Origin of the sequence: Salinivibrio sp. AR647 (assembly GCF_001995415.1) — a bacterium.
Taxonomy (GTDB): Bacteria; Pseudomonadota; Gammaproteobacteria; order Enterobacterales; family Vibrionaceae; genus Salinivibrio; species Salinivibrio costicola.
The window spans coordinates 52,054-78,693 of the sequence record NZ_MUFE01000007.1 but is presented as its reverse complement, the minus strand read 5'-3'; the positions used below and the strand labels follow the sequence as shown (position 1 = coordinate 78,693).

The window sequence follows — 26,640 nt, the reverse complement described above, 5'->3', positions numbered from 1 at the left end:
GACGTCCGATCAAAAACGGCGACCCGCGGTCGCCGTTTGCCTATGACGCCAGACTTGATCGAACGCTAGCTAGTATGCTGACGCGGCAGAAATATCTCCCCCATCATACAACGTACGCTACCGCCGCCAATTGTCTCTATTGTTGTGACATCGATAGGAACCAGTTTCCCAAACTGGCGTAATGTACGCTTTTGCGCTTCTGTAAAAGCACTGTAAGCAGACAACGACATCACAATCACCGATTCGCCATGTCGATTTCGCAATTGCAAGATATTGCCACAAAGCTGATTCATTTGTGATTCACTGATCGAGACGAGCGTTTTGTCTTCGCTCAGTGTATTGCAGACCAAATCCCGCTGCCCGGCCTCTATTACCTCATCACAAACCACGGCAAACGCTTCGCCCACAGCCATCATCACATTGGTATGATAAACCGGATTGCCATCGCTCATCTCGGTGTTGAAGCTCACGACTTGTCGCATGCCCACCTTTGCTGCCCATTCGGTCAATAAAATACTGTCACAACGGTGTGAAAGCGCCGCATAAACACGCTGGTTAAGGTGATCGATAACCATTGCGCCTGTGCTTTCGAGAAACGCCTCTTCTTTATCATGACATTTGACCTTATGCACATGATTAACGTCATAGCCGGCACGATCCAATGCTGCCATTAAACGCTCTGGCTTTACCTCCAACTGACGGTTTGGGCATGCCATAGGGTAAAGATAAAGCTCACCACTGGGCAAGGTGCTAAACCAGTTATTCGGGAAGACGGCATCCGGTGTCGCCGGATCCGAGTCAGGGTATTCCATCACCACCACATCAATACCGTGGCGACGCAAAATCATCACCATGTTATTAAACTCTGCCATGGCGCGCGTTTTTACTTCCTCGTCGGGCAATGAGGGAGCGTGTTGAAAACCATTATCCTCACTGGTTTGTGCATTAAACTTAAAATGAAGCGGGGGCACCATCAACACGGCCGACGCTGCGTGGGGATGGGATAGCGGATATTGGGTATCATAGCTCGCTAAAAACGCCATAAGCAAACCTTCTAAAACAACATGACTGAAAGAGTATAGATGGGCTATGGGGTACGCGATCAGTTTTAAACGCGCAACAGCCTCACCCGGTGGAATGAATAACCGCAGGAAAATATCATTGAAACAAGTTTTTTACAAATCGGTTTTTACACCCCGGTTTATACAAATCATTTTTTTTACAAATCCAGGTGAATCCGCACATTGCAGGGCGGAAGTTTAGTTAACTACACTATTAAAATAAACAGGGAGAACAAAGCATGAAACCAGCGCAGCCAACTCGCCACGAAGATAAGCGTCTTCACGCCTTGTACGATCTAGGGATATTAGATACGGGCCGTGAAGATCGATTTGAGCGAATTGTGCGTGTCGCAGCCTACGTATCTGATTGCCCGGTGGTTGCGATTAGCCTGGTTGATGAAGATCGCCAATGGTTTAAAGCCAAACGTGGGTTAGCCGTTAATCAGACTGGGCGCAGTGAGTCCATTTGTGGGCATGCTATTCATCAACTCGAACCATTTATCATTGAGGACACGCTTAATGATCGTCGATTTGATGATAACCCATTGGTAACCGGTCCTCCTAACATCCGTTTTTATGCTGGATTCCCTTTTAGTCTTGATAGCGAGCACTTGCTTGGTACCCTCTGTGTCATCGATCACAAGCCTCGTCAGCTCACTGACGCCTGTGAGCGCGCGCTGTCAGATCTCGCGCGAATCGTGGAACATGAGCTGGTCATGACTCAACAAAATGTGATCGACCCTTTGACAAGCGTATTTAATCGCCGTGGCTTTTACCGAGAAGTAACCAGCTATTTGACCGATGAGATGGTGATCGAAGATCAACATACTTTGTTGCACTTTGACGTCCGTCAGCTACAAGGCATAAATCGGCACTATGGCAAGCATGCGGGTGATGGCGTCCTGAGAGCATTTGCCGCCTGTTTAAGGGATGTCTTTGATGATACAGGCTGGATAGGACGTTTAGAAGGCTGTGAATTCGCCGTATTATTGATTCAACAAGACGTTGACGCCGTCGAAGCCCAATTAGATCGATTTTACCTAAGGCTCTGCCGGCGTTTATCGTCAGAACGTTATCCGTTTGTCTATTCGGTCGGCCTCGCCCACTTCACCCAGATCGATGAAACAGTGACATTAGAAACCATGTTATTAGACGCAACGAACGACACTCGGACATACCCTGTGCCTTCGGAAACACGTGATATTGGATAACGCTAACAAAATAGGTGAGATAAACGATGAGGAGATTGGAGCGACATACGAGGTTCGAACTCGTGACCTCGACCTTGGCAAGGTCGCGCTCTACCAGCTGAGCTAATGTCGCTTATTCAATCAAGCGCCTAAAAGCGCTTAGAAAATTGGTTGCGGGAGGCTGATTTAACGCGCCGTGCAACGGCACCGACCGTAGGTCGTATTGACTTTAACCAACTGTTAAATGCTTTTCGTCAACCTAAAATTGGTTGCGGGAGGCGGATTCGAACCACCGACCTTCGGGTTATGAGCCCGACGAGCTACCAGACTGCTCCATCCCGCGTCCGTAACATCAATCATGCTTGATGTGGGCAAAACTTGGAGCGACATACGAGGTTCGAACTCGTGACCTCGACCTTGGCAAGGTCGCGCTCTACCAGCTGAGCTAATGTCGCCTATGCAATTAAGCGTTGCATCACGCTTTGTAAAAATTGGTTGCGGGAGCTGGATTTGAACCAACGACCTTCGGGTTATGAGCCCGACGAGCTACCAAACTGCTCCATCCCGCGTCCGATTTTACTGTGCACCTAGAGGAACTTGGAGGCGCGTCCCGGAGTCGAACCGAGGTACACGGATTTGCAATCCGCTGCATAGCCACTCTGCCAACGCGCCTTTGTTTTGTTTCCGTCTCTGCGGTACGGGGAGGCATTCTACGGATAAACGTGATCGAGTCAACACTTATTATTTAATAAAAGTTTCAGATGGCTGTTTTACAAACAAAAGCGTCAAACTTCGACCAATCCGCTGTTATTTTCAGCATTTATTACTGCCATTCCCCTATTCGTTGCTAAAAATCTCACGCGTCTTTCCTAAAAATTTCACGCGATCGCATAGACGAGGCGTAATGCGATAGTGACTTGTTCACCGCAGGCGATCAGCTTGCTTTACTTAGCCTCTTCACTGTTTAACCAACGAAACGTCAGGTTGATTCGCTCACCCAGCGGCTTTTGCGTTTTGGGCACACTATGTTGCCAGTGGGTTTGCGTCTCGCCTGCCATCACTAACAGTGAGCCATGATCGAGTAAAAACTCACGCTTTAGCTGTCGCTTGGGGTGACGGAATAAAAACCGACGACTCGCGCCCAGACTCACCGAGGCAATGGTCGGCTGCTTCCCCAATTCCAATTCATCGTCTCTATGCCAGCCCATGTAATCGCTACCATCTCGATAGAGATTGAGCAAGACGGTATTGAAACGGGCGTGGGTGGCGGCTTCAACACGCGCTTTCAAATCCAGTAACTCTGATGTCCAAGGACGGGGAGATAATGTGAGTCCACTGTAGGTATAAGCATGATCACCATACCAAGCTAACAAGCGCGGCTGCATCACGGTCCGCCCAAACATCGAAATAGGAAGTTGCTGCCAAGCCGTTTGTGCGCGAAGCGATGTAAAAAACGCATCCGCTTGATTGCTCGCTAGCCAGTTTGGGGACCAATAGACGTCAGCTTGGGGCATAGCTCCACCTTGCTGCGGATCAAACGTCGTGTCGGTAAAAAAACATTGTTGCTGTGGGGGGCGTGCCATACACAATTGTCACCTCGGTTCTCATATGGCATTCAGTATGGCTGTGGTTAACGAATTGGATCAACACGTCGGCCGCTCATGCCATTTAACCGATACCAACCCGCAATACTAAACCGTTGCCTTTTGGCCGGGAGCACTTCATGGGGAAACGCTTCGGATAAAAAAGTGACCAGCCGTCCCGCTTTGGGCCACAGCGTTTGGCGATGCGACCCATCAGGGTTGTAAATCACGATTTCACCACCGTCTTGCTCAGACCAATCGTGGTTTAGATAGAGTACCGTCGTGACTTTACGATTTGATCGTCCCTCAAACGCATCATAATGTTTGGCATAAAAATCACCGGGATTGTACTTAGCAAAATGCGCCTCGTACTCAAACAATCCCAAGAATAAATGCCGATTGAAGGCGTACTGCAAATTCGCCATTTTATCCAAAAGCGTATCGATAGCGGGCGCCGTATCACGTTCTAACCAATAGATTTTGTCGCGACGAATTTGGGTGTTGGTATGCTGTTTACGCTCTCGGCCGATTGCCGCTTGATTCCACTGAGCGGGTAAGCATGCCTGCAAATCGCTAACCGCTTGCGCCGATAAAAAATCGTCACAAACACTAAGGCCATGAGTCGCAATATCATCGATGATGGTCAGTTCGTTCAAACACTTATCTCCGCCGCCAATTAGAACGGTTACCTTACTGCCTTTTGACTGGGGGGCAACCTATTTTCTTTATCGTGACGATAAGGACTATTTATAGAACCGTCGGTGTCATCACCCATATCACTCACCTTGTCTTCGGCGCGAGTTTAGGGGGCGAGCACGGCATTATGCTACTGTTTAGCGGAACCTTTAAAAAGGCCGAGATTGATCAAGAAAAGGCTTTTATACAGAGTCTGGGTGCAATATTATGCGCTCGACGTGTACTCGGCCAATTAGCCATTGAAGGACCATGATAATGAAGAAAATCACTCACGGAATCACCGCAACAGCACTTGCACTCACGACTGTATTCGCAAGCGGCGTCCATGCCGAAGATAAGGTGCTCAATCTTTATAATTGGGCAGAGTATATGCCCATGGATGTCATTGAAGCGTTTGAAGAAAAATACCAGGTTGATGTGAACTACTCGACATTCGAGAGTAACGAATCCATGTATGCCAAGCTTAAGCTGCTAAACAGTGAAGGCTATGATCTGGCGTTTGCCTCAACCTATTTTATTGAGCGCATGATCAACGAGGATATGCTCGCTAAAATTGATAAAAGCCAGATTGGTCATTTTGACCAGTTACGCCCAGGCTTGCTCGGCCAATCATTTGATCCAAAGAATGACTACTCGCTCCCTTATGTTTTTGGTGTCACGGGTATTAGCTACCACAGCGATTACATCGACGGTAGCAAAGTGACAAAATGGGCAGATTTATGGCGCGACGATTTTCGTGGCCAAGTCATGCTGCTGAATGATGTGCGCGACGTGTTTGGGATGGCGTTAAAAGCCCAGGGCCATAGCATTAACAGCACCGATGAAGCGGAAATTAAGCAAGCCTATCAGTCCCTGCGCGATCTGCGTGATAACGTGGTGGTTTATAACTCCGATGCGCCACACGTTCCGTTTATTACAGGCGAAGTCAATATTGGTCAGCAATGGAATGGCAATGCCCATATGGCTCAACAAGAGATCGATGGGATTGAGTTTGTCTACCCGCAAGAGGGCGCGATATTATGGATGGATAACTTTATTATCCCGAAAAACGCTGAGCACAAAACCTTGGCGCACAAGTTTATCGACTTTATGTATCAGCCTGAAAACCAAGCAAAATTAGTCGAAGAGTTTGGCTACCCCGCCCCCAACACTGGCGCTGCGGAGTATTTAGATGCCGATCTACGAGAAAACAAAACGATTTTCCCGTCTGATGAAGCCGTCAATAACGGTGAATTTACTGATGATGTTGGTGAAGCGGTGACGATCTACCAAAAATACTGGCAAATGCTGAAAAGCTAAACAGTGACGCTTTTCGAGCTTACGCCAACCGTAGGCCCTCGCTGATAGAGGGCCTTTGATGATAAGGATGTTGCCTGATGATTGATTTTCGTTCTGACACAGTGACTCAGCCTGACGAGGCGATGCGAACGGCGATGGCGAATGCCCCCGTCGGCGACGACGTGTATCGCGATGATCCTAGCGTCAATACACTAGAAGAGTGGGCCGCTTCACGCCATGGCTTTGACGCTGCCCTCTTTACTGCCTCAGGAACCCAAGCCAACCTAATGGCCTTAATGGCCCATTGTGAGCGTGGTGATGAATATTTATGTGGTCAACAGGCCCATAATTATAAGTATGAAGCCGGAGGCGCCGCCGTATTAGGCTCGATTCAGCCCCAACCGATAGACAATGCCCCAGACGGCAGCCTTCCCTTTGATAAGCTCGCGGCTGCAATCAAGCCAAACGATTTCCATTTTGCGCGAACGAAACTCTTAAGCTTAGAAAATACCATCGGCGGTAAAGTTTTACCTTTATCCTACCTGGCCGAGGCGCGCATTTTTTGTGATCACCACAAGCTGCAGTTACATCTCGATGGCGCGCGCGTTTACAATGCGGCAGTCGCGTTAGGCGTCGATATCACCGCCATCAGTTGTCACTTTGATTCAATGACCATTTGTTTATCCAAAGGACTTGGCGCCCCCGTTGGCTCTCTTCTTCTTGGTTCTCAAGCCTTTATCAATAAAGCAAGACGCATACGGAAAATGCTCGGTGGGGGGATGCGCCAAGCGGGGATCTTAGCGGTTGCCGGTCAGAAAGCACTCAATGAAAATGTTGACCGCCTGGCTCAAGATCATGCCAATGCGCAGTACTTAGCGAGTAAATTGCATCAACTTGACGGCTTTTCAACTGACGCTTATCAGGTCCAAACCAATATCGTCTACGTCGATATCGCCGATACGATCGAGCGTACACGGCTTCAAATGCGGCTGATTGAGAAGGATATTCGCGTCACGTTAAGTGGTCATCCCGCTCGTTTGGTGACCCATAAAGACATCAGCCGTGAGGATATCAATACCCTTATTCGTGCAATAGCCGACTCTCTTTAGTCGCTATCATCGAAGCGCAGACCTTCTTCCTTCGCGATAAAATCGATAAAAAGCGGGCGCATAAGTCCGTTTTTTGTTTATAAAATAACCAGCCAATGTAAAACTGTGACCCTATCATCGCTTTCTCCACCAAAGTCACTAAAACAATCACTTACAGTCGCTACACTAAAATCAGTAACGATTAAACGCCAATACGGGGACAGCCATGGCTCTCACTCAGCTCACCAGCGATCGCTTGTATCGTGAATCTAGCTTGAAACACAGCGACATTACGTCAACCAAGCATCTTGCGCAACTTGACGAAATTGTCGGTCAAGATCGCGCTCGCCACGCCGTTGAATTCGCGATGTCAATTAAAGAAAAAGGTTACAACATTTACGCCATCGGTCAGAACGGACTCGGTAAACGCACCATGATGATGCGCTACCTTAACCAGCACTGGCAGACTGATTCACCCGTTTATGATTGGTGCTATGTTGCGAATTTCCAAGAAGCACGTTCACCACAAGTCCTAAAACTCCCCGCGGGAAAAGGTAGTGAATTAAAAAAGCATATTGAACAGCTCATGGGTAAGCTCGCCAATGCCCTGCCAATGGCGTTTGATAATGAAATGTACTACCAACGTGCGGAAACATTAAAAAATCAACTCACTGAGCGGCAACAAACGATTCTGCAAGGCTTAAGTGAAACCGCAGAGAAAAACAGTGTTAGTCTTTCTATCACGCCACAAGGGGATTATCAGTTCGTTGCCCTTAACGGTGAGGAGCCACATACTGAAGACACCTTTGATGCTTTATCACAAGATGAACAGATGGCCTTCGGTAAAGTGATTGATAAGCTTGAGACTGAATTACGCGGCGTTGTTCGCCAATTGGGTGAATGGGAGTCAGAATACGCAGACAAACAAAAAGCGCTTGATGAAGACATTGGCCAAGAAGTGATTGCCACCCATATCGCGCCACTGAAAAAGACGTTCGCAGAGCTGCCCGAGATCATCACTTTTCTCGAGGCAATGCAGGCCGACATGCTGGAACACCTTGATATTTTTTTAGAAGACAGCGAAGAGCAAGCGGCACTCGCCTACGCGGCGTTAGATAAAAAGCTCCCTCGCCGTTATCAAGTCAATGTATTAGTTAGCCAACACGACGCGCAAGCCCCCATCGTGGTCGAAGACAGCCCCAGCTATCACAATTTATTTGGCTATGTTGAAAACGCCACCTTTAAAGGCACGGTCTTCACTGACTTTTCTCTCATTCGCGCCGGCAGTTTCCATCGCGCCAATGGCGGTGTGTTGATGATGGATGCCATCAAAGTGCTCGAAAAACCTTACGTATGGGAAGGCATTAAACGTGCCTTGAGCAGTCGTCAGCTCAGCGTCAGTGCGCTAGAGCGAGAGGTAACCCTCAGCGGAACCGTGTCACTCGATCCAGCCCCCATTCCACTTGATCTCAAAATTGTTTTATTTGGCGATTATCAAACGTATCAGCTTTTACAACGCTACGATGCAGAATTCAGTGAGCTGTTCCGAGTCACAGCAGATTTTGAAGATGACATGCCGCGTACAGAGAGTACTGAGCATCAATACGCCAAATTTATTTCCAGCATTATCCATGATGGCAACCTGTTGCACTGTAGCCGCGGTGCTATCGCTCGTATTATCGAGCACAGTGCGCGACAAGCTGAGGATCAAAACCGTTTGTCGCTTCATTCAGCTGACATCGCTAACTTATTGCGCGAGTCCAATTACTGGGCCACGCAAGCAAAAGCGAATACCGTTGGCGCGCTGCATGTTGAAAAAGCCCTTGCCAGTCGAAACATGCGGGTAAGCCGCTTACGAGACAGCATGATGCAGAATGTAGAAAACGGGGTAACGTTGATCAACACCCAGGGAACGGCTCTCGGCCAGATTAACGGCCTGTCAGTGCTCAGCACCTCTGACTACAGCTTTGGTTTACCTAATCGTATTACCGCGACCACCGCGTTTGGCGAAGGTGAAGTACTCGATATAGAGCGTAGCGTAAAACTAGGCGGGCGTATTCACTCAAAAGGGGTAATGATTTTATCCGCGTATCTTGCCACGCTTTTGGGTAAAACCGATAAGATCCCGCTTAAAACGCATCTGACCTTTGAACAATCGTATGGCGGCGTCGACGGTGATAGCGCCTCCATGGCGGAATTTTGTGCGATTTTCTCGGCAATGACTGAGGTGCCACTGCGCCAGGATATCGCCATCACAGGATCCATGAACCAATTTGGCGAAGCACAACCGATTGGCGGTGTGAATGAAAAAATCGAAGGCTTCTTTGACGTCTGCACACTCAAAGGGCCAAACCACCAGCAAGGGGTAATTATTCCTGCCACCAATATTCAGAATCTGATGTTGCGCAAAGATGTGGTGCTGGCGGTTGAAAAAGGCGAATTTCATATTTATGCCGTTTCGCACGTCAGTGAAGCACTCTCGCTTTTATCAGGAGAGAAAGCGGGTTTTGGCCCCGAGGGTAAAGCCCCCAACGGACTATTGACCATCGCGATGGATAAACTGAACAATCAACGCGATGCACATCGTACTTCCGCAAGTTAAAGACAGCGGCCACACTGGCCGCTTTTTTCTTCTTAGTTCACATCAGGATCGTCACTTCTCATTGTGGCAGCAATCACGTTATTGACTTTCACCATAGCTTGATCCGACGCAAAAAAAATAGCGACCTTTGCGCGTAATATGCAATGAAAACCATTCTTATTTGGATCTCGCATTATGAAACTGTCAACGCTTGGTCGCGGTCAGTCCGCGCGTATTACCAGTGTCCATCATGTGCCCGCTGTTATCCGTCACCGCCTTGCTGTTATGGGATTAATCCCGGGCACCGCGGTGGAGCTGGTTCGGCGAGCACCGCTTGGAGACCCATTACAAATCCGGCTCGATAACGAACAACTCGTCGTTCGTCGTGACGTTGCCAAATTGATTGATGTGGAGACACTGTAATGGAAAAAAAACGCATTCTTCTTGCCGGTAACCCAAACTGCGGCAAAACCACATTATTTAATGCGTTAACCGGCTCTCGCCAAAAAGTCGGTAACTGGGCTGGCGTCACGGTTGATAAGAAAGTCGGCCAGCTCACGTTCAATCAAACAGCGAACGACAATACAGAGTGTGAAATTACCGATTTACCCGGTTTATACGCGCTAAATGCAGGCTTTGATGCCAGCCTAGACGAACAAATCGCGACGTATTCAATTGATAGCCACGACTGTGATGCGATCATTAATGTGCTAGACGCCAATAGTCTTGAAAGAGGGCTGTACCTTACCTTGCAATTACGCGAGCGCGGCGTCCCGATGATAGTGCTGATCAATAAGATGGATCGGTTAGATCGCAACGGACAACAGCTCGATATCGGGAAGCTACAAGAATGGCTTGGTTGTCCCGTGCTTACCGTTACCGCATGCCAAGCCGACAGTGTGGCGACTTTCCGCCATCAGCTCGCCCATATGATGATGGAACTTCCGCATTGCGACGCCATGCAGTTAAACTATGGTGAGCATATCGAGGCATGGATCCAATCTCATCTTGGCGCCCCGTTTGCAGGCTCGGCAGCGGCACAAGTGAATCAACGCGCCCATTTGCTTGAGTGCCTAGAGCGAGATCGTTTGCCCGATGGCAATGATACGTCCCTACAAGCGTTATTTTCCCAGGCTTGCCAATCGCTGGCCGGACAAGATACCGACATTCTTATCGCCGATACACGCTACAGCTATATTCGCGATCTGGTACATGACACACGACGCGAGCACCGCCATTTAAGCCGCAATAAAACCGAAAAACTCGACAAGGTGATCCTCAATCCTTTTTTATCGCTGCCTATTTTGCTTGCCGTACTCTATGCCATGTTCGTATTTGCCATCAATATTGGCGGCGCCTTTATCGACTTTTTTGATATCGCCGCTGGCGCTGTTTTAGTGGATGGCACCCATCAACTATTAGATGGCATATTGCCCGAAGCGATAGTGACACTCGTTGCAGATGGTGTGGGTGGTGGTATCCAAACCGTGGCGACCTTTATCCCGGTGATTGCTGGGCTGTATCTTTTTCTCACCGTTCTAGAAAGCACCGGTTACATGGCGCGCGCCGCCTTTTTGCTCGATGGTTTGATGCAAAAAATTGGCTTACCGGGTAAAGCATTTGTCCCCCTGATCCTCGGCTTTGGCTGTACAGTGCCTGCCGTCATGGCAACGCGCACTCTTGAGCAAATTCATGAGCGCAAAACCGCCGCAGCAATGGCCACCTTTATGTCCTGTGGTGCACGGCTCCCCGTTTACGCCTTATTTGCCGCAGCGTTCTTCCCGCAAAACGGACAAAACCTGGTATTTGCGCTCTACTTACTCGGGATTGCAGCGGCCGTGCTCACTGGTTTGATTTTGCGCCACACCCTTTATCCGGGCCAGAGTGAAAGTCTGTTAATGACACTGCCGGACTACGAGCTCCCTCGTATGCGCCACGTGTTGAGTCATACCTGGCAAAAGCTGCGCCGTTTCGTATTGGGGGCAGGTAAAACCATCGTCATTGTGGTAACCCTCTTAACTTTCTTTAACTCTCTCGGTACCGATGGCAGCTTTGGCCATGAAGATAGCGAGACCTCCGTGTTATCGAAAGCGGCTCAAGTTGTCACCCCTGCTCTCTCACCCATTGGTATCGAAGAAGATAATTGGCCAGCCACTGTCGGCTTAGTGACCGGACTATTCGCCAAAGAAGCAGTGGTTGGTACCTTAAATAGCCTCTATGCCCCAACCAATGCAGAACAAGACGAAGGCTCGATCAGTGATGCGCTTGTTGACGCCGTTCAAAGCATTCCGGAAAACTTATTTGGCATTGATTACAGCGATCCATTCGCGATGAGCGTGGGTGAGATAGAAAACACCGAAGCCGCTGCGCAAGAGCAAGCAGTGAGTATGGCAACGTTTGACAATTTACACCGCCAATTCACGACGACGGCCAGTGTTATGGCTTATCTGATTGTGATCCTACTGTATACGCCCTGTGTTGCCGCGATGGGAGCTTATACCCGTGAGTTTGGCCGTCGATTTGCGCTATTTATCGCGGGATGGTCAATGCTCTTAGCTGTCAGTGGTGCCACACTGTGCTTTCAAGTCAGTCAAATCGGCGTGGCGACCACTCAGGCGACAGTTTATATTGTCAGCCTTTCTGCCCTACTGATTACCGTGATCGGCGTAATGCGTTATGTTGGTCGCCATCCTCATTGGTTCAAGGAGACCTATTATGATCCTGCAAAAGCTCAAAGCCAGTGTCACTCAGGCGGGTGTCATTAGTCGAGAAGCGCTTGCAAAAGAGTACGGCCTCAGTCCCGACGGTATTGAGGCCATGATGGAGACTTGGATCAGGCGGGGCACGATCATCCGCCAATGTACTTGTCACGATCAGCAAGAGGTTCAATACCGTTTAGCGCATCATAACGAAATACAATGCTTGAGTATGGTATAGCGAGACATACAAAAACGGCGACCATTAAGGTCGCCGTTTTACTTTGTAATGGTGCCCCGGGCCGGACTTGAACCGGCACAACGCGAACGTCGAGGGATTTTAAATCCCTTGTGTCTACCAATTCCACCACCAGGGCACGCAATTTTTTTTCAGCCGCTTACGCCACTGTTTTTAATTTGGAGCGACATACGAGGTTCGAACTCGTGACCTCGACCTTGGCAAGGTCGCGCTCTACCAGCTGAGCTAATGTCGCTTATTCAATCAAGCGCTTAAAAGCGCTTAGAAAATTGGTTGCGGGAGGCGGATTTGAACCACCGACCTTCGGGTTATGAGCCCGACGAGCTACCAAACTGCTCCATCCCGCGTCCGTTTTGTACTAGCCAGAGTTCTATGGAGGCGCGTCCCGGAGTCGAACCGAGGTCCACGGATTTGCAATCCGCTGCATAGCCACTCTGCCAACGCGCCTTCGCGCTTCACCTCTCGGCTAAGTGGTTTGAATTCTACATAAGTTTTTCTGGCTGTCACGTACAAATTATCGTTTTTAGGTTTAACCGTCGATTATTTATCCAAACATCGCATTAACACCCTTTTATTGATCACAATTCGTCCGAAACATGAAGATAAACACGATGAAAGTACCGCAATAAAAAAGTCGCCGATCCGCAGATCGGCACGCGCGCCTTAAAAAGGAGATCAAACAGCAGATAACAGGCGCTCACGTTCATCTTCTTCAATCAGTTTCCAATGCCGGCCTTGTTGCGCCCCTGCCAATTTCCAAAGCAAACATAAATCAAGATCGTTACCATGCGTCACTTGCAAACGACGAAAAATCTCTTCCGGCGCCATGCTGTAAAATGTGGAAATATCTTCTACCCCCGACTTTTTCAACATCCGCTCTATCGTCAAACGCAGGTTAGGGAGATCGCGCAAACGACGGTGATGTCCCCCAGCTTTATATGCTCTATCATTCAGCGCATGATCGCGCGACGCCTTAACCAACACCGCCAGTTCAACATCGTCCTCAATAAAGAGTGCGGTCACATCATAATAATTCACAACCGCAGACGAGCTTTTCTTCACGTGAACAAACTTTTTGCACCCTTTATCAACCAACGCATCAGTTACTATGCCGCCACCACGCAGATAAAATCGCTTATCGGTGAGTAGCGCAAACATCGCATCCTGATGGAAAAACCCAGTACCACCAAACATTGAGCGCTGCTCCATCTCGCCGAAAGTGTTTAAAAAACATGTCACTTGGGTTTTTAATTGCTTTTTCATCAAGGGCTCCTCCTATTAGCAAGTGATTAATAATGGCAATAGCATTTTTGACTGATAAATTAATTATTTTGCATGTTTATTTGCGCAAAGAAGAGTGCATCAAATTGATATGAAATACTATGCATTTGATCACTCATCCCCATAAAGACCACTTTCATATTGTGGAATATGTCGCATTTATGACAGGTATTTTCATCAGCTTAAAAAAGTCTTCAATTAAGAAAGCTTTATCCATTGCACTACAGTGCGCTAAATTAGAAGTAAGCCAGTCATGAGTAGGGAGCCGGTATGTCGATACACCCTTTGCTGATTGAAACCAATCATTTATTACCAGGTGGCGTAAACACGTATATTGTGTCTGAGGCTTTCTACTTAGACGCACTCCCACAAGCAGGCGAGCCACCGCGATTACTTGTGGCCATGATAGATATGGACGAAATCAGCCCTCAGGCTCCGTCGACTCCGCGTCCTTCCACGATTTCCCCGATTGTGACACTTTGCCAAGTGGCTGATTTTAATCGCCATGATCCCCAGCAGATCGCACTGACATTACAGGGCATTGAAAGTGTCAAGGTGGAGGCTATCGAACGAGGAGAAAGGGATATTGACTTGGCACGGCATACTCCGTTGCCGATATGGCGACGTCAAACCGTTCCTGAGCCCTATCACTATCTGAGTGACAAGCTAAAACAATACTACCGTTCCAATCCTGGGTTGCATGACCATTTTCAGCTGACCCAATATGACGACATAGGTTGGGTCTGTTTACGCTGGTTAGAGCTGCTTCCCATTGAAGTTAAGCAAAAACAATTGTTACTTTCACAGCCTAACGCCTTATTCGTTGCCGAATTTATTGATAAACTATTGCGTTATCCGCTTACCGACCCTGAATAGGCGCGAGTTTGCTGTTTAAACCATCACCAAAGACGCCATCAGGCGCACTGATTCGATCAAAGGCGGTTCTATTTTGCTTTTGGCCGCATTACCATGCCGTCTGGTGACAAACACTATCGGGACTTATGGATCATCTGTCATTTTTCTGGGTCTCACCGGATCGCGATAAATATTTGCGCTCCCTCGAGACCGAATTTTATAAACGCGCTGTCGAAACCGTTCGCGTTAACCGCCTCTCTCTTCCCCCTTTACCGGACGCCATTCTGTCCATACAGCACGCCAGCAAGCAGCCTGAAACCACGATGCGGGATATTGCTAACTTGTTGATGGAAGATCCTAGCTTGTGCGGCGCGGTACTCAAAGCGGCAAATTCCGCCCTTTTTGCGCCTAGGGCAACTGGACAATGCAAAGATGTTCAAACCGCCGTTTCACGTCTAGGGGTCGACCGTGTTTTAGGTATTATTACCGCAGCGGCCATTCACCAATTGAAAAGCGATGCGACGTTTTCTCGCGACTGCAACGCGCTTTTGAAGCAAAGTGCACAGAAGTCGCGTGAATTTGCCGCGGCAATGGCGTTAGTGACCCAAACTATCAGACATTATTGTGATGAGCCGCTATCGGTCGAACCAGAAAAAGCACTGATTGTCGGTTTACTGGCCGACATCGGTTTATACAGTGTGATTGGTGAATTCCAGCGCTTTATTCATGAAGGTCACTACCTTCAATTTGATATTGCCGAGCAAGTCTTTTTTGCGCTCGCCGGCGATTGTAGCCGGTTAGTCCTGAAGCAATGGGCATTCGATCGCGATTTTATTGAAGTGGCTATCAATAACAAGCTTTACACCAAACCGCGTCCTGATATCACCTATCTTGATGTGGCAAGAATGGCGAACCACTTATTGATGTTTCGCAACCACGATGACGCGATTGAAGAGCATGAAGTAGAAATGACTGCGCCAGGCGCCGAGGCGTTATACGAACTCTCCAATCTGGATGATCGCGAGTTTTCACGTCAACTCAACCGTGTTATCGACGCCACGAGCATCTAGTAGGATGCAAACGTTTGATGCAAACGTCTCATACTAAACCCGCTGCATACTCCCTCCGCTAGCAAGTAACTAGAGTGGCTCTGATGTTGAAGGCGCAAGTCACTCTGGTCTGATTTTATTGACCTGCCTATTAACTGATTGATAACCTCGAAGTCCCTTTCTTAACACCGAGCATCATCTAATGTTTTCAGGGATGTTATTTATCTTCGCGCCACTTATCGTTGGCTACTTGATCCCACTCAAGCAGCCCCGCCATGTTCATACCGTGAATACGCTGACGATGCGATTGGTCATGGTTATCCTGGTGTTAATGGGGCTTAGCCTCGCGGGCTTAGACAACCTCGGCCAACATATCTCCACCATTTTGCATTTTGCCGCCACTTTCTTCATTTGTATTGGCGCCGCTAACCTTTTAGCGCTGCCGATTCTCGATAAATGGATGCCGACACAAACGCAAGGCCACCAATATAAGCTGACGTTACGTGGCATGATGTCTGAATCTGGAAAACTGATCGGCGCGGTCGCCACAGGTTTAATCGTTGGTCTACTGTGGCAACAAGATCTCTCTTGGGTCGACGCCGCCAGTGAAGGTATTTTGTTATTGTTGCTATTACTGATTGGCATCCAGCTACGCAATAGCGGCATGACGCTAAAACAAATCATCCTCAATAAGCGTGGTTTGATGATTGCCGCACTGGTGGTGGCAACGTCTTTACCTGGGGGGTTACTGGCAGCTTGGTGGTTGGGTATTCCTTATCACCATGGTTTAGCGATGGCCTCTGGGTTTGGCTGGTATTCTTTAGCCGGCATTTTAATGGGCGATGGCTTAGGCCCTGTCTATGGTGGCGCCTCGTTTATTCTCGAGTTGGGACGCGAGCTTGTAGCGATTATGATGATTCCAATATTGATTCGTCGCTATCCACTTACCGCCATTGGCTACGGCGGCGCAACCGCGATGGACTTTACTCTGCCAATCATTCAAAGCACCGGGGGTATCCGCTGTGTGCCGATTGCCATTGTCAGCGGGTTTATTCTCAGCCTCCTGGTTCCCGTCCTTATGCTCTTTTTTCTTTCTTTAGGCGGTTAATCACCCAGCCAGTTGGATCAAAAAAGGGGTAGCACCCGGCTACCCCTTTTGCAAAATGGATAATGGTAGCGCTTATTGCGCGCGCATCCAGTTGTCCATTTCAGTTCGTAGGTTGTCTGACTTAGTACCAAAGATAGCTTGTACACCACCTGATACTTTTACAACACCCGCTGCGCCAAGCTGCTTCAACTTCGCTTCGTCAACAATGTCAGTATCCGCCACAGAGACGCGCAGACGTGTGATACATGCGTCTAAAGCAGTAATGTTGTCTTTACCACCGAAAGCTGCGACCAAGTCACCCGCTAGTTCAGAGCCTGTCGCTGTCGATACATCCGCCACGGCTTCGTCTTCACGACCTGGGGTTTTCAGGTCAAGGGCGCGAATCACCACGCGGAAGACAATGTAATACAGCACACCATAACCAAGACCAAGTAGTACCAGAGTAGTCACGTTTTCAGCACGTGGCATCTGTACGATAAAGTCAATGAAACCGTTCGAGAAGGTATGACCGTGAACCACACCCAGTGCGTTCGTCAGCACATAAGCAGCACCCGCCATGATGGCGTGAATACCGTAAAGTACCGGTGCGATGAACAGGAACGAGAACTCAATGGGTTCAGTGATACCGGTCAGGAACGACGTCAGAGCGGCCGATGCCATGATACCCATGATTTTGGCACGGTTCTCTGGCTTCGCTGAGTGAGCGATAGCAAACGCAGCGGCGGGTAGACCGAACATTTTGAACAAGTAACCACCGGCTAACTGACCAAAGCCGTTACCTGCTTCACGCGTTACGTCGTTAGCGGTCAAGAAACACGTCATGATACCGTTGACTTGCTCACCGGCGTTGTTAACACAGCTACCTGCTTCATAGAAGAAAGGCACGTTCCAGATGTGGTGCAGACCAAATGGGATCAATGCACGCTCTACTACACCGTAGATACCAAAGGCGGTAACAGGGTTTTGCTCTGCGGCCCAGTGAGAGAAGGTAGCGATCGCACCACCGATTGGCGGCCAGATCACAGACAGGATCACACCCAGAGCAATCGAAATAAAGCCGGTGATAATAGGCACAGAGCGTTTACCGGCAAAGAAGCCGAGATAGTCTGGCAGCTGAATCGTGTAGAAGCGATTAAACGTCCACGCAGCAACACCACCAGCGAGAATACCACCAAGCACACCTGTCTTGATCGTATCTACACCCATAACCGGTGCCATCACATCCAGCGTAGCCACCATGATGCCGTAACCGACAATCGCAGATAGGCCCGATACACCGTCGTTATTGGTGAAGCCAAGTGCCACACCTACCGCGAACAGCAAGGCCATTTGACCAAACACCGAGCCACCCGCTTGTTCCATCATGTGAGAAATGATGTCTGGCATCCAGCTAAAGTTGGCCGCACCAACACCTAATAGTATACCTGCAACCGGTAGCACAGATACTGGAAGCATCAGCGCCTTACCGACTTTTTGCAGATTAGCAAAGAGGTTTTTTGACATAGTTCTTGCTCCTAACAAGGACGTTTAACAATTGTGTCTCTAAAGACAGACCTTTCGATTCCCCCCGCAAGAGGTCACACGATACAACAGGTGCCCAGAGAACAAACGATTTGTGATTATTGAACTCACCCAAACTATAAGGGGGGAATCAGTACCTTGCCTATCCGTAACGACTTTACTGATTAAAAAGTAAATATAGATCACAAACAGAACGGGTGACAAAAACAACAAAAATAAACGTAAGATAATGATTAAAAATAACTTTTTACACTGACGACGGATAAAAAGACCGCATAAAAAAACAGCGACTTAAAAACCTCAAAAGTTATTTCATGTAACGAAAAATCTCATGCACACGATAAACGTTACAATAGCCATTTTTTCTCTATTTTCCATGTAGTTATGATTAAATTGCGCCAGATCAAATTTCGAGCCGCATTCAGTGCAAAGCAACAACCTGAGGAAAAAACAACCGATTATTGACGACAGTATAGCCAGATCATCATCAAAACGACGCGCTTTATAGCGATAAAAAGCCGCGCTTTTTGTCGTTATCATTCATGGGTACATTCAGGTAGGAAAAAAGCCCGATTGAACAATCGGGCGACGTGGATTATTGCGGATTCGCACTCGAAAAAAGCGCAAAAAAGTTCCGGCTAGTGATATCACACACCGTTTCAACAGACTCACCTTTTAACATCGCCACGTATTCGGCGACCTCTTTCACGTAAGCCGGTTGGTTTTGCTTGCCACGATGCGGCACCGGAGCCAAATAGGGCGAATCCGTTTCGACCAGCAATCGTTCAAGCGGCAAACGCCGCACCACATCCTTTAGCTCCGTCGCTTTATTAAAAGTAACGATGCCAGAAATCGAAATGTAGAAGCCTAGCTCAATCGCCGCTTCTGCCATTTCATAGCTCTCTGTAAAGCAGTGTAGCACACCGCCTACACGCTCAGCGCCTTCCTCGCGCAAAATCGTCAAGGTATCCTCTCGCGCGGCACGGGTATGAATAATCAGGGGCTTATTTAGCTCGACGGCGAGACGGACATGCTGACGGAAAATCGCTTGTTGCTGCTCGGCCAGTTCCGGTTGGTAGTGATAATCCAACCCAGTTTCCCCGATCGCGACCACGCGCTCATCCGCGGCCAGGGCTTTCAGTTGCTGATAGTCAAACCCATTTTCTATATCTAAGGGGTGAACACCACACGAGGCAAAAACATGAGGATAAGGGCGGATCATGTCTAGCATCGCCGGGAAACTATCCAATGTAACGCCAACAGAGAGAAAATAATCGACACCCCTTGCCTGTGCTTTATCCAGAACATCTTCCACATTCTGGTGCAGCGAATCATAGTCCAGTTTGTCGAGATGGCAGTGAGAGTCTATTAACACGTTATTCTCCAATCGATAATAGCCATTGGCTAAGTACCAATTCGGTATTTAGCCCAGTATGCGTTTGCAGCTGACGCTGCAGTTGATGTAATTGTCGCAATTGCGTATGGACGTGCTGAGTCGCCATCACATTCGCCACCTCAGCCACCAAGGCGTGATGATGGCGATGCAAAATAGCGTGTTTTGCGCCTTGTCGCCATTTGAGCACATCAAGTAGAAAGTGGCTCAGCCAGTCCAGTGAGGCGGGATAGTGTGCGACCAACACCTCTGACGTGTCAAATAAGCCAGTACGGCTTTTTACGTAGGTCGCGAAGCCATTGATCACCGCATGATGATGTTCGAGTCCTCCAGATTCAACAAAATCACGTGCTGCCAATGGCGCACCGCGGTAAAGCGTGACCGCATGATCAGGAACCGTGCGCTTCAACGCTTGCTCAATCCAATGCTTCGCGGTTTCGTTATCCGGCTGTGGCGCTTTCCAGACGCTGCATCGACTGATAATCGTCGCTAACAAGCTATCAAGTGACGCGGTTAGCAACACGAAGTAACATCCTTCTGGCGGCTCCTCTAATGATTTTAATAGTGCGTTAGCCGCGGCCTCACCGAGGTTTTCAACGCGCTCAATCACGATAAAACGGGCACCGCCTAGCTGTGACGTTTCCATCGCTTGACGTTGCACCTTACGCACCGCATCAATACCTATCTGCTTACCAGGTTTTTCAGGCATCAACCAGTGCATATCAGGGTGATTACCGGCATCAAATAACTGGCAACTATGACAACACCCACATGCTTGGTCGGCCTGCTGCTTGCACAAACGCACCTTGGCCAAATGACTGGCCATTGCGCGCCGACCGCTTCCCGGAGGGGCAGCCAGTAATACGGCATGCGGAAAGCGTGCGGTCACTAACAGTTGCTGCCAGTGCGTCCATACCGTATTAAACCAAGGAAACACGTGCGGGGCGGGATGGTGCGCGACGACTGACTCACTCATAACGTTTTAAGTTGCTTAAGCCACGTCGATAACGCCGTTTTAATGCTGGCGGTCACCACCTCAAGCGGTTGACTGGCATCGATAATCACCACACTCGGATCCTGGTGCGCTAACGCCAAATAACGCGCGCGAGTGCGCTCAAAAAAGTCGATCTGCATTTGCTCAATCCGATCGAGCTCACCGCGTCCACGGGCACGCGCCAACCCCATTTCAGGATCAATATCCATATATAGCGTCAAGGCGGGAGCAAAGTCACCGAGGACAGTCGCTTTTAAGCTTTCCATTAGTGCAGTATCCATCCCGCGTCCACCGCCTTGATACGCTTGGGAAGACATATCATGACGATCGCCAATCACCCACTGCCCTTTTGCCAACGCTGGTTTGATCACGTTTTCAACCAGTTGAACACGAGCCGCGTATAGCATTAATAACTCGGCTTTATCTGTTAAAGGCTCCTCAGGATGGCCTTGTTTTACCAAGGTTCGTAACTGCTCCGCAAGTGGCGTCCCACCTGGCTCACGCGTAGTGATCACATCATGAATGCCGGCATCGTGGAGTACCTGCTTCACTTGACTAATGGCGGTACTCTTACCCGCCCCTTCAAGGCCTTCTACGACGATAAAATGATTGTTCATTGATTTCTCAACACTTTTAGGTAATCACGCACAGCTCGATTGTGTTCGGCCAATGTCGTGGAAAATTGATGGCCCCCTTTGCCTGTCGCGACAAAGTAGTAATAATCAGTATGTGCCGGTTGCGCGGCAGCCATGATCGACGCTTTACCTGGCATCGCAATGGGCGTAGGCGGCAACCCATTAATCACATAGGTATTATAGGGTGTCGGCGTACGCAAATCGCGCTTACGGATATTGCCATCATATTGCTCTCCCATGCCATAAATGACCGTGGGGTCCGTTTGCAAGCGCATGCCTTTGCGCAACCGGTTAACAAATACAGAGGCCACATTTTCACGCTCACTGGCAACGGCTGTCTCTTTTTCGATGATAGAGGCTAAGATCAATAACTCATAGGGCGTTTTAATAGGCAAGTCGTCGGCACGGTGTTGCCATGCTTTCTCGAGTGTGGCCTCCATGGCGCGCACGGCACGCTGTAACAGGTCAATATCCGTATCATTCACGTCGTACGCATAGGTTTCAGGCAGTAATAGTCCTTCTAACTGATCACGTGATACCCCGAGCTTATCGGCAATGACCGCTTCACTGACACCCTCTAGTGTATGATCTAAGTGCGGTGCTGATTGCAACTGCGCACGCCACTGTGCGAACGTGCTCCCTTCGACAAAAGTGATTGATGCCTGATACTGCTGTCCTGATCGGAGGGTGGTGAACGCTTGCGCGAGCGTTTGCCCAGGTTGAAATTGAAATGTCCCCGCTTGAACGCGGGTTAACTCAGGATACAGATGAGGAGCAAACTTGGCCCAGATACTTGATGCCACCCAACCTTTGACTTCAAATTGCCTTATAACGCGTTGATAGTGCGCACCAGCCGGCACAGTGAATAATTGAGGAGATTGAATCGATAAGGGCGTCGCAACGAATGCTTTCGTCTGCCATATTACCACTGCGGCGGCCAGCACAACCAACGCCATTATCGCGCTGATCCCCCCTAAAAGTCGCTTTTTTAGCACGCGTTTAACCTCTGTTGTAACACCCGAGTCAGGGTATGTGTGTTAAATGGTGTGTCGTTGATTGCCGTGACCGGCACCACTTTCATTAAGGTGTTGCAGATAAAGACTTCATCGGCCTGGTAAAGCGCCGTCTCATCGGTGCTCACCGTATGGCATTGAACATCCCCGACGCCCTCTAGCACAGCCATCACTTTATCGCGCATCAATCCAGCCACACCGGCATACTGTAGCGCCGGCGTATAAACCACTGGGCCACTACGCCAAAAAACATTGGCAGCTGAGGTTTCCACTACATGGCCAAACATATCGCTTACCACCAGGTCATCGGCTGTGGTGTCAGAGAGTGCCTGTTTGAGTAACACTTGTTCGAGCCGATTTAAGTGCTTTAATCCCGCCAACGGTGAGGCGCCCAATTGAATGGACGTGGTTGCCAGCGAGATCCCCTGTTGCTGCCACTGGTGGTAATGGGAGGGAAAAGGATGCAGACTAACGATAACCGTCGGTGCCGTGCACCCTTGGGGGCTATAGCCACGCCCACCTTGACCACGGGTGATGATCACTTTCAGAACCTGCTCACCTTGAGCCTGTTGACAGACCAAATCGAGGGTGTGCGCTAATAGGGGCCAGTCAACGTCTGCAATGGCTAAACGCTGACAGGTACCCTGGAGGCGAAGAAGATGTGCATCGCGATCGAGCAACACCTTGGAATACACATGACCTGTGGTAAAACAGCCATCACCAAATTGTAAGCCCCGATCGGACACCGCAATCTCGGTGCTAAGCTGTCCATTAACCCAGTACATGATTCCTTGCCACCTCACCAATAAAAACGGCCCGACAAATCGGACCGTTATTATATCAAAATCTCTCAATCAAAATCTCTCATCACGTAGCGCTCACTGCGCGTGTCATTAGATTTTTTTGAAGATCAAAGAGCCGTTGGTGCCACCAAAGCCGAATGAGTTACACAGCGCATAATCCATTTTTACATCACGCGCATGATGTGGCACATAATCGAGATCGCACCCTTCATCAGCATTATCAAGGTTAATCGTCGGCGGTACAATTTGGTCAATCAATGACATCGCGGTAATGATCGACTCTACCGAGCCTGCCGCGCCAAGAAGGTGTCCTGTCATTGATTTGGTCGAAGACACCAAAACGCTATCCGCGGCTGCCCCCATCGCACGGCGCACGGCCTTACTCTCGGCCACATCACCCGCCGGGGTTGAGGTGCCATGGGCATTGATGTAACCAATTTGCTCAGGCGTGATGCCTGCATCACGAATGGCCGCTTCCATCGCCAGTGCCGCGCCAGAGCCGTCTTCACTGGGTGATGTCATATGATACGCATCACCACTCATACCAAAGCCGACGAGCTCACAATAAATCGTCGCCCCGCGAGCTTTAGCGTGTTCATATTCTTCAAGCACCATCACACCGGCACCGTCGCCAAGGACAAAACCATCACGATCTTTATCCCAAGGACGCGAGGCCGCTTGAGGATCATCGTTGCGGGTCGACAGCGCTTTCGCTGCAGCAAAACCACCGATACCCAGCTCTGTCGAGGCTTTTTCGGCGCCGCCTGCCACCATGGCATCGGCATCACCAAACGCAATCATACGCGCCGCATGGCCAATATTGTGTAGGCCGGTGGTACACGCGGTTGAAATCGAGATATTTGGACCGCGCATGCCATAGTTAATCGATACGTGACCGGCAATCATATTGACGATGGTTGATGGCACAAAGAAAGGGCTAATTTTACGTGGACCCTTCTCCACAAATGCACGGTGGTTCTGTTCAATTAAACCAAGGCCACCAATGCCCGATCCGATTGCAACACCAATACGGTGCGCATTGTGGTCGTCAACTTGCAGTCCGGAGTCTTGAATGGCTTGAACACTGGCCGCGATGCCGTATTGAATGAACAAGTCCATTTTTCGTGCATCTTTTTTCGACATGTAGTCTTCACAGTTGAAGTCTTTAACCATGCCGGCAAATTGAGTAGCAAAGGCGCTGGCATCAAAATGCTCAATGGCGGAGATACCGCTTTGCCCGGCTAGCAGAGCTTTCCATGAGGACTCAACTGAGTTACCGACGGGTGATAACATACCCATGCCAGTCACAACAACACGACGCTTAGACACGATGATATTCTCCGGAGAATATTAATTTGGATTGTAGAGTAGAGTAAAAAAAACACAGGCGGTCAAGGAGACCGCCTGGTAGGATTCTGAGATTACGCTGAAGCGCCGACTACGTAGTCGATAGCGGCTTGTACAGTCGTGATCTTTTCTGCTTCTTCATCTGGAATCTCTGTATCGAATTCCTCTTCAAGAGCCATTACCAGCTCAACGGTATCCAGAGAGTCCGCGCCCAAGTCGTCTACAAATGAAGCTTCGTTTTTCACTTCTGCTTCGTCGACACCTAGTTGCTCAATGATGATTTTCTTTACGCGTTCTTCGATGTTGCTCATATTAATACTAGTCCTTACAAGATTCGCAGATGCGATATGTGCTGTAGTTTATTCATTAATGTGGAAGTTGCAAGACCTCCACGGCTGGTCAAACCACGATTTGGGGACAAATCAATCGGAGTTTGACGTGTGTCATTCCAGATTGCAACGGTCTCGATCAAATCATGTACATGCCGCCGTTAACGTGCAAGGTCTCGCCCGTCATGTATGCGGCATCGTCTGATGCTAAAAAAGCGACCGTCGCAGCAATCTCTTTAGGATCGCCTAAACGTCCCGCGGGCACTTGTGCCAAGGTTGCTGCACGCTGATCATCACTGAGGGCCTTCGTCATATCGGTTTCAATAAACCCAGGCGCAACGGTGTTAACGGTAATGCCACGCGCAGCCACTTCACGTGCCATGGATTTAGTAAAACCAATGACACCTGCTTTTGCCGCAGCATAGTTGGCTTGTCCCGCATTCCCCATCACACCGACGACAGAGCCGATATTGATGATTCGGCCGCAGCGTTTTTTCATCATCGCACGCAAGACTGCCTTTGATAAACGGAAAATCGACGTCAAGTTGGTATCGATGATATCTTGCCACTCATCGTCTTTCATACGCATCAATAGGTTATCACGAGTGATACCCGCGTTGTTAACCAGAATATCAACATCACCAAATTCTTTTTTGATCGTGGCTAAAACGTCCGCCACTGAATCCGATGATGTGACATTCAGGGCCAACCCTTTACCGTTTTCACCGAGGTAGTCGCTGATCGCTGCGGCACCGTTTTCACTGGTTGCCGTCCCGATCACTGTTGCACCGCGCTCAGCCAAAAGCTCTGCCGTTGCTCGGCCAATACCTCGGCTCGCACCTGTCACCAGTGCTACTTTTCCGTCTAGTTTCATTCGGTTACCCTTTTAATTGATTCTGCCGACATCGGCCGGCAGTCACAGAATACTATTACCGCACAGTCATACTTAGGCTGTTGCCGCCGCCAAGCTGGCGCTATCGTTAACAGCCGCACTGCTCAATGATTTGTTGATGCGTTTGGTCAATCCCGTTAGGACTTTACCTGGCCCAAACTCGAGCAGCTGCTCAACGTCTTCAGTCGCCATACGCTCAACGGTTTCCGTCCAGCGCACTGGGCTATGCAACTGGCGCACCAGTGCTTCTTTAATGGCGGCTGGGTCCGTTGGTGTCGCCACGTCGGCATTATTGATCACAGGAATGACAGGCACATTAAACGTGACAGATTCAAGTGCTTGCGCTAATTTTTCAGCAGCAGGTTTCATCAATGCACAGTGTGACGGCACGGATACCGGCAACGGTAGCGCCCGCTTAGCGCCCGCTTCTTTGCACAGTATATTGGCGCGTTCAACCGCGTCTTTATTCCCAGCAATCACGACTTGACCGGGCGAGTTGAAGTTAACCGGCGAAACAACCTGATCTTGAGCGGCTTGTTCGCACGCCGTTGCGATAGCGTCATTGTCGAGACCAATAATCGCTGACATCGCACCGACGCCTGCAGGGACGGCTTCTTGCATCAATTGGCCACGTAACTCGACAAGCTTAATGGCTGCTTTAAAGTCCAATACCCCTGCACAGACCAAAGCTGAGTACTCACCCAAGCTATGACCCGCGAGTACCGAAGGCGTTACACCACCTTGCGATTGCCAGACCCGCCAAATCGACACTGATGCCGCCAACAAAGCAGGCTGAGTGCGGTGGGTTTCATTCAAATCTGCCTCAGGACCTTGTTGAACCAACGCCCACAGATCATAGCCAAGCACCTCAGAGGCCTCTGCAAACGTCTGCTGAACCACACCATATTGTTCAGCTAACTCACCGAGCATACCCACGGCTTGCGAGCCTTGGCCCGGAAATACGATCGCTGTTTGAGTCATATTCGTT

24 protein-coding genes and 9 tRNA genes are annotated in these 26,640 nt (G+C 49.2%); 10 read left to right on the top strand and 23 right to left on the bottom strand.

Going from position 1 to position 26,640, the window contains the following annotated elements:
- Positions 1–65 precede the first annotated feature (65 nt).
- On the bottom strand, positions 66–1,043 hold the full coding sequence (locus BZG76_RS10105) for an arginine deiminase-related protein (protein ID WP_077461233.1): 978 nt from the start codon (positions 1,041–1,043) through the stop codon (positions 66–68).
- 257 nt (positions 1,044–1,300) lie between these two features.
- On the opposite strand from BZG76_RS10105, the gene BZG76_RS10100 reads away from it, so the two are divergent.
- Positions 1,301–2,272 carry a sensor domain-containing diguanylate cyclase gene (locus tag BZG76_RS10100; protein ID WP_077461232.1) on the top strand — a complete coding sequence of 324 codons (972 nt, stop codon included), beginning with the start codon at positions 1,301–1,303 and terminating at the stop codon, positions 2,270–2,272.
- Positions 2,273–2,308: 36 nt separating this feature from the next.
- Here the strand turns inward: BZG76_RS10100 and BZG76_RS10095 are convergent.
- The 7 genes from BZG76_RS10095 to BZG76_RS10065 form a co-directional block, all read right to left on the bottom strand.
- Positions 2,309–2,384 (bottom strand) — tRNA-Gly (locus tag BZG76_RS10095).
- Between the two features lie 133 nt (positions 2,385–2,517).
- Positions 2,518–2,594, bottom strand: a tRNA-Met gene (locus BZG76_RS10090).
- Between the two features lie 36 nt (positions 2,595–2,630).
- Positions 2,631–2,706: transfer RNA gene (locus BZG76_RS10085), tRNA-Gly, on the bottom strand.
- Positions 2,707–2,743: 37 nt separating this feature from the next.
- Positions 2,744–2,820 (bottom strand) — tRNA-Met (locus tag BZG76_RS10080).
- 29 nt (positions 2,821–2,849) lie between these two features.
- Positions 2,850–2,923 (bottom strand) — tRNA-Cys (locus tag BZG76_RS10075).
- 272 nt (positions 2,924–3,195) lie between these two features.
- Positions 3,196–3,765 carry an alpha-ketoglutarate-dependent dioxygenase AlkB family protein gene (locus BZG76_RS10070; protein ID WP_077461326.1) on the bottom strand — a complete coding sequence of 190 codons (570 nt, stop codon included), beginning with the start codon at positions 3,763–3,765 and terminating at the stop codon, positions 3,196–3,198.
- 116 nt (positions 3,766–3,881) lie between these two features.
- Positions 3,882–4,490: a 2OG-Fe(II) oxygenase gene (locus tag BZG76_RS10065; protein ID WP_021023132.1), complete on the bottom strand. Its 609-nt coding sequence runs from the start codon at positions 4,488–4,490 to the stop codon at positions 3,882–3,884.
- Between the two features lie 295 nt (positions 4,491–4,785).
- On the opposite strand from BZG76_RS10065, the gene BZG76_RS10055 reads away from it, so the two are divergent.
- From BZG76_RS10055 to BZG76_RS10030, 6 genes are all read left to right on the top strand, one after another.
- Positions 4,786–5,829, top strand: a complete 1,044-nt coding sequence (locus tag BZG76_RS10055) for an ABC transporter substrate-binding protein (protein WP_077461230.1) — start codon at positions 4,786–4,788, stop codon at positions 5,827–5,829.
- Positions 5,830–5,909: 80 nt separating this feature from the next.
- On the top strand, positions 5,910–6,917 hold the full coding sequence (gene ltaE / locus BZG76_RS10050) for a low-specificity L-threonine aldolase (protein WP_443216190.1): 1,008 nt from the start codon (positions 5,910–5,912) through the stop codon (positions 6,915–6,917).
- 205 nt (positions 6,918–7,122) lie between these two features.
- A complete protein-coding gene (locus BZG76_RS10045) occupies positions 7,123–9,498 on the top strand; it encodes a Lon protease family protein (protein ID WP_077461228.1) in 2,376 nt (791 codons plus the stop codon).
- A 174-nt stretch (positions 9,499–9,672) separates the two neighbouring features.
- Complete coding sequence (locus tag BZG76_RS10040; RefSeq protein WP_021023136.1) at positions 9,673–9,900, top strand: FeoA family protein; 228 nt, start codon at positions 9,673–9,675, stop codon at positions 9,898–9,900.
- Positions 9,900–12,242 (top strand): ferrous iron transport protein B, encoded by a 2,343-nt coding sequence (gene feoB, locus BZG76_RS10035; protein WP_077461227.1) that lies wholly within the window; start codon positions 9,900–9,902, stop codon positions 12,240–12,242. The genes BZG76_RS10040 and feoB overlap by 1 nt, the downstream gene beginning before the upstream one ends.
- Complete coding sequence (locus BZG76_RS10030) at positions 12,193–12,414, top strand: FeoC-like transcriptional regulator (protein ID WP_158011336.1); 222 nt, start codon at positions 12,193–12,195, stop codon at positions 12,412–12,414. Before feoB ends, BZG76_RS10030 begins: the two co-directional genes overlap by 50 nt.
- 49 nt (positions 12,415–12,463) lie before the next feature.
- Here the strand turns inward: BZG76_RS10030 and BZG76_RS10025 are convergent.
- The 5 genes from BZG76_RS10025 to BZG76_RS10005 form a co-directional block, all read right to left on the bottom strand.
- Positions 12,464–12,550 (bottom strand) — tRNA-Leu (locus tag BZG76_RS10025).
- Between the two features lie 41 nt (positions 12,551–12,591).
- A tRNA-Gly gene (locus BZG76_RS10020) sits at positions 12,592–12,667 on the bottom strand.
- A 35-nt stretch (positions 12,668–12,702) separates the two neighbouring features.
- Positions 12,703–12,779, bottom strand: a tRNA-Met gene (locus BZG76_RS10015).
- Positions 12,780–12,805: 26 nt separating this feature from the next.
- Positions 12,806–12,879 (bottom strand) — tRNA-Cys (locus BZG76_RS10010).
- A gap of 228 nt (positions 12,880–13,107) precedes the next feature.
- Positions 13,108–13,695 (bottom strand): TfoX/Sxy family DNA transformation protein, encoded by a 588-nt coding sequence (locus BZG76_RS10005; RefSeq protein WP_077461225.1) that lies wholly within the window; start codon positions 13,693–13,695, stop codon positions 13,108–13,110.
- A gap of 288 nt (positions 13,696–13,983) precedes the next feature.
- Between BZG76_RS10005 and BZG76_RS10000 the strand changes: the two genes are divergently transcribed.
- The 3 genes from BZG76_RS10000 to BZG76_RS09990 all read left to right on the top strand — a co-directional run bounded on the left by BZG76_RS10000 (position 13,984) and on the right by BZG76_RS09990 (position 16,725).
- On the top strand, positions 13,984–14,589 hold the full coding sequence (locus tag BZG76_RS10000; RefSeq protein WP_077461224.1) for an LON peptidase substrate-binding domain-containing protein: 606 nt from the start codon (positions 13,984–13,986) through the stop codon (positions 14,587–14,589).
- Positions 14,590–14,714: 125 nt separating this feature from the next.
- Positions 14,715–15,638, top strand: a complete 924-nt coding sequence (locus tag BZG76_RS09995) for an HDOD domain-containing protein (RefSeq protein WP_077461223.1) — start codon at positions 14,715–14,717, stop codon at positions 15,636–15,638.
- A gap of 181 nt (positions 15,639–15,819) precedes the next feature.
- Entirely contained in the window at positions 15,820–16,725 is a 906-nt protein-coding gene (locus BZG76_RS09990) for a lysine exporter LysO family protein (protein WP_021023143.1), read from the top strand.
- Positions 16,726–16,797: 72 nt separating this feature from the next.
- Here the strand turns inward: BZG76_RS09990 and ptsG are convergent, their stop codons facing one another.
- The 10 genes from ptsG to fabD form a co-directional block, all read right to left on the bottom strand.
- Positions 16,798–18,228, bottom strand: a complete 1,431-nt coding sequence (gene ptsG, locus BZG76_RS09985; RefSeq protein WP_077461222.1) for a PTS glucose transporter subunit IIBC — start codon at positions 18,226–18,228, stop codon at positions 16,798–16,800.
- A 613-nt stretch (positions 18,229–18,841) separates the two neighbouring features.
- Positions 18,842–19,621: a TatD family hydrolase gene (locus BZG76_RS09975; protein ID WP_021023145.1), complete on the bottom strand. Its 780-nt coding sequence runs from the start codon at positions 19,619–19,621 to the stop codon at positions 18,842–18,844.
- Between the two features lies 1 nt (position 19,622).
- A complete protein-coding gene (holB, locus tag BZG76_RS09970) occupies positions 19,623–20,615 on the bottom strand; it encodes a DNA polymerase III subunit delta' (RefSeq protein ID WP_077461220.1) in 993 nt (330 codons plus the stop codon).
- The gene (gene tmk, locus BZG76_RS09965) at positions 20,612–21,250 is read right to left on the bottom strand and encodes a dTMP kinase (RefSeq protein ID WP_021023147.1); all 639 of its coding nucleotides are present in this window, start codon (positions 21,248–21,250) and stop codon (positions 20,612–20,614) included. Before tmk ends, holB begins: the two co-directional genes overlap by 4 nt.
- Complete coding sequence (gene mltG / locus BZG76_RS09960) at positions 21,247–22,263, bottom strand: endolytic transglycosylase MltG (protein WP_274532500.1); 1,017 nt, start codon at positions 22,261–22,263, stop codon at positions 21,247–21,249. Before mltG ends, tmk begins: the two co-directional genes overlap by 4 nt.
- Positions 22,257–23,066 (bottom strand): aminodeoxychorismate lyase, encoded by an 810-nt coding sequence (gene pabC, locus BZG76_RS09955; protein WP_077461218.1) that lies wholly within the window; start codon positions 23,064–23,066, stop codon positions 22,257–22,259. The genes mltG and pabC overlap by 7 nt, the downstream gene beginning before the upstream one ends.
- A gap of 108 nt (positions 23,067–23,174) precedes the next feature.
- The gene (fabF, locus tag BZG76_RS09950; RefSeq protein ID WP_077461217.1) at positions 23,175–24,413 is read right to left on the bottom strand and encodes a beta-ketoacyl-ACP synthase II; all 1,239 of its coding nucleotides are present in this window, start codon (positions 24,411–24,413) and stop codon (positions 23,175–23,177) included.
- A 92-nt stretch (positions 24,414–24,505) separates the two neighbouring features.
- A complete protein-coding gene (gene acpP, locus BZG76_RS09945; RefSeq protein WP_025673161.1) occupies positions 24,506–24,742 on the bottom strand; it encodes an acyl carrier protein in 237 nt (78 codons plus the stop codon).
- Positions 24,743–24,899: 157 nt separating this feature from the next.
- The gene (gene fabG, locus BZG76_RS09940; protein ID WP_021023151.1) at positions 24,900–25,634 is read right to left on the bottom strand and encodes a 3-oxoacyl-ACP reductase FabG; all 735 of its coding nucleotides are present in this window, start codon (positions 25,632–25,634) and stop codon (positions 24,900–24,902) included.
- A 72-nt stretch (positions 25,635–25,706) separates the two neighbouring features.
- Complete coding sequence (gene fabD / locus BZG76_RS09935) at positions 25,707–26,633, bottom strand: ACP S-malonyltransferase (RefSeq protein WP_077461216.1); 927 nt, start codon at positions 26,631–26,633, stop codon at positions 25,707–25,709.
- Between the last annotated feature and the right edge of the window lie 7 nt (positions 26,634–26,640).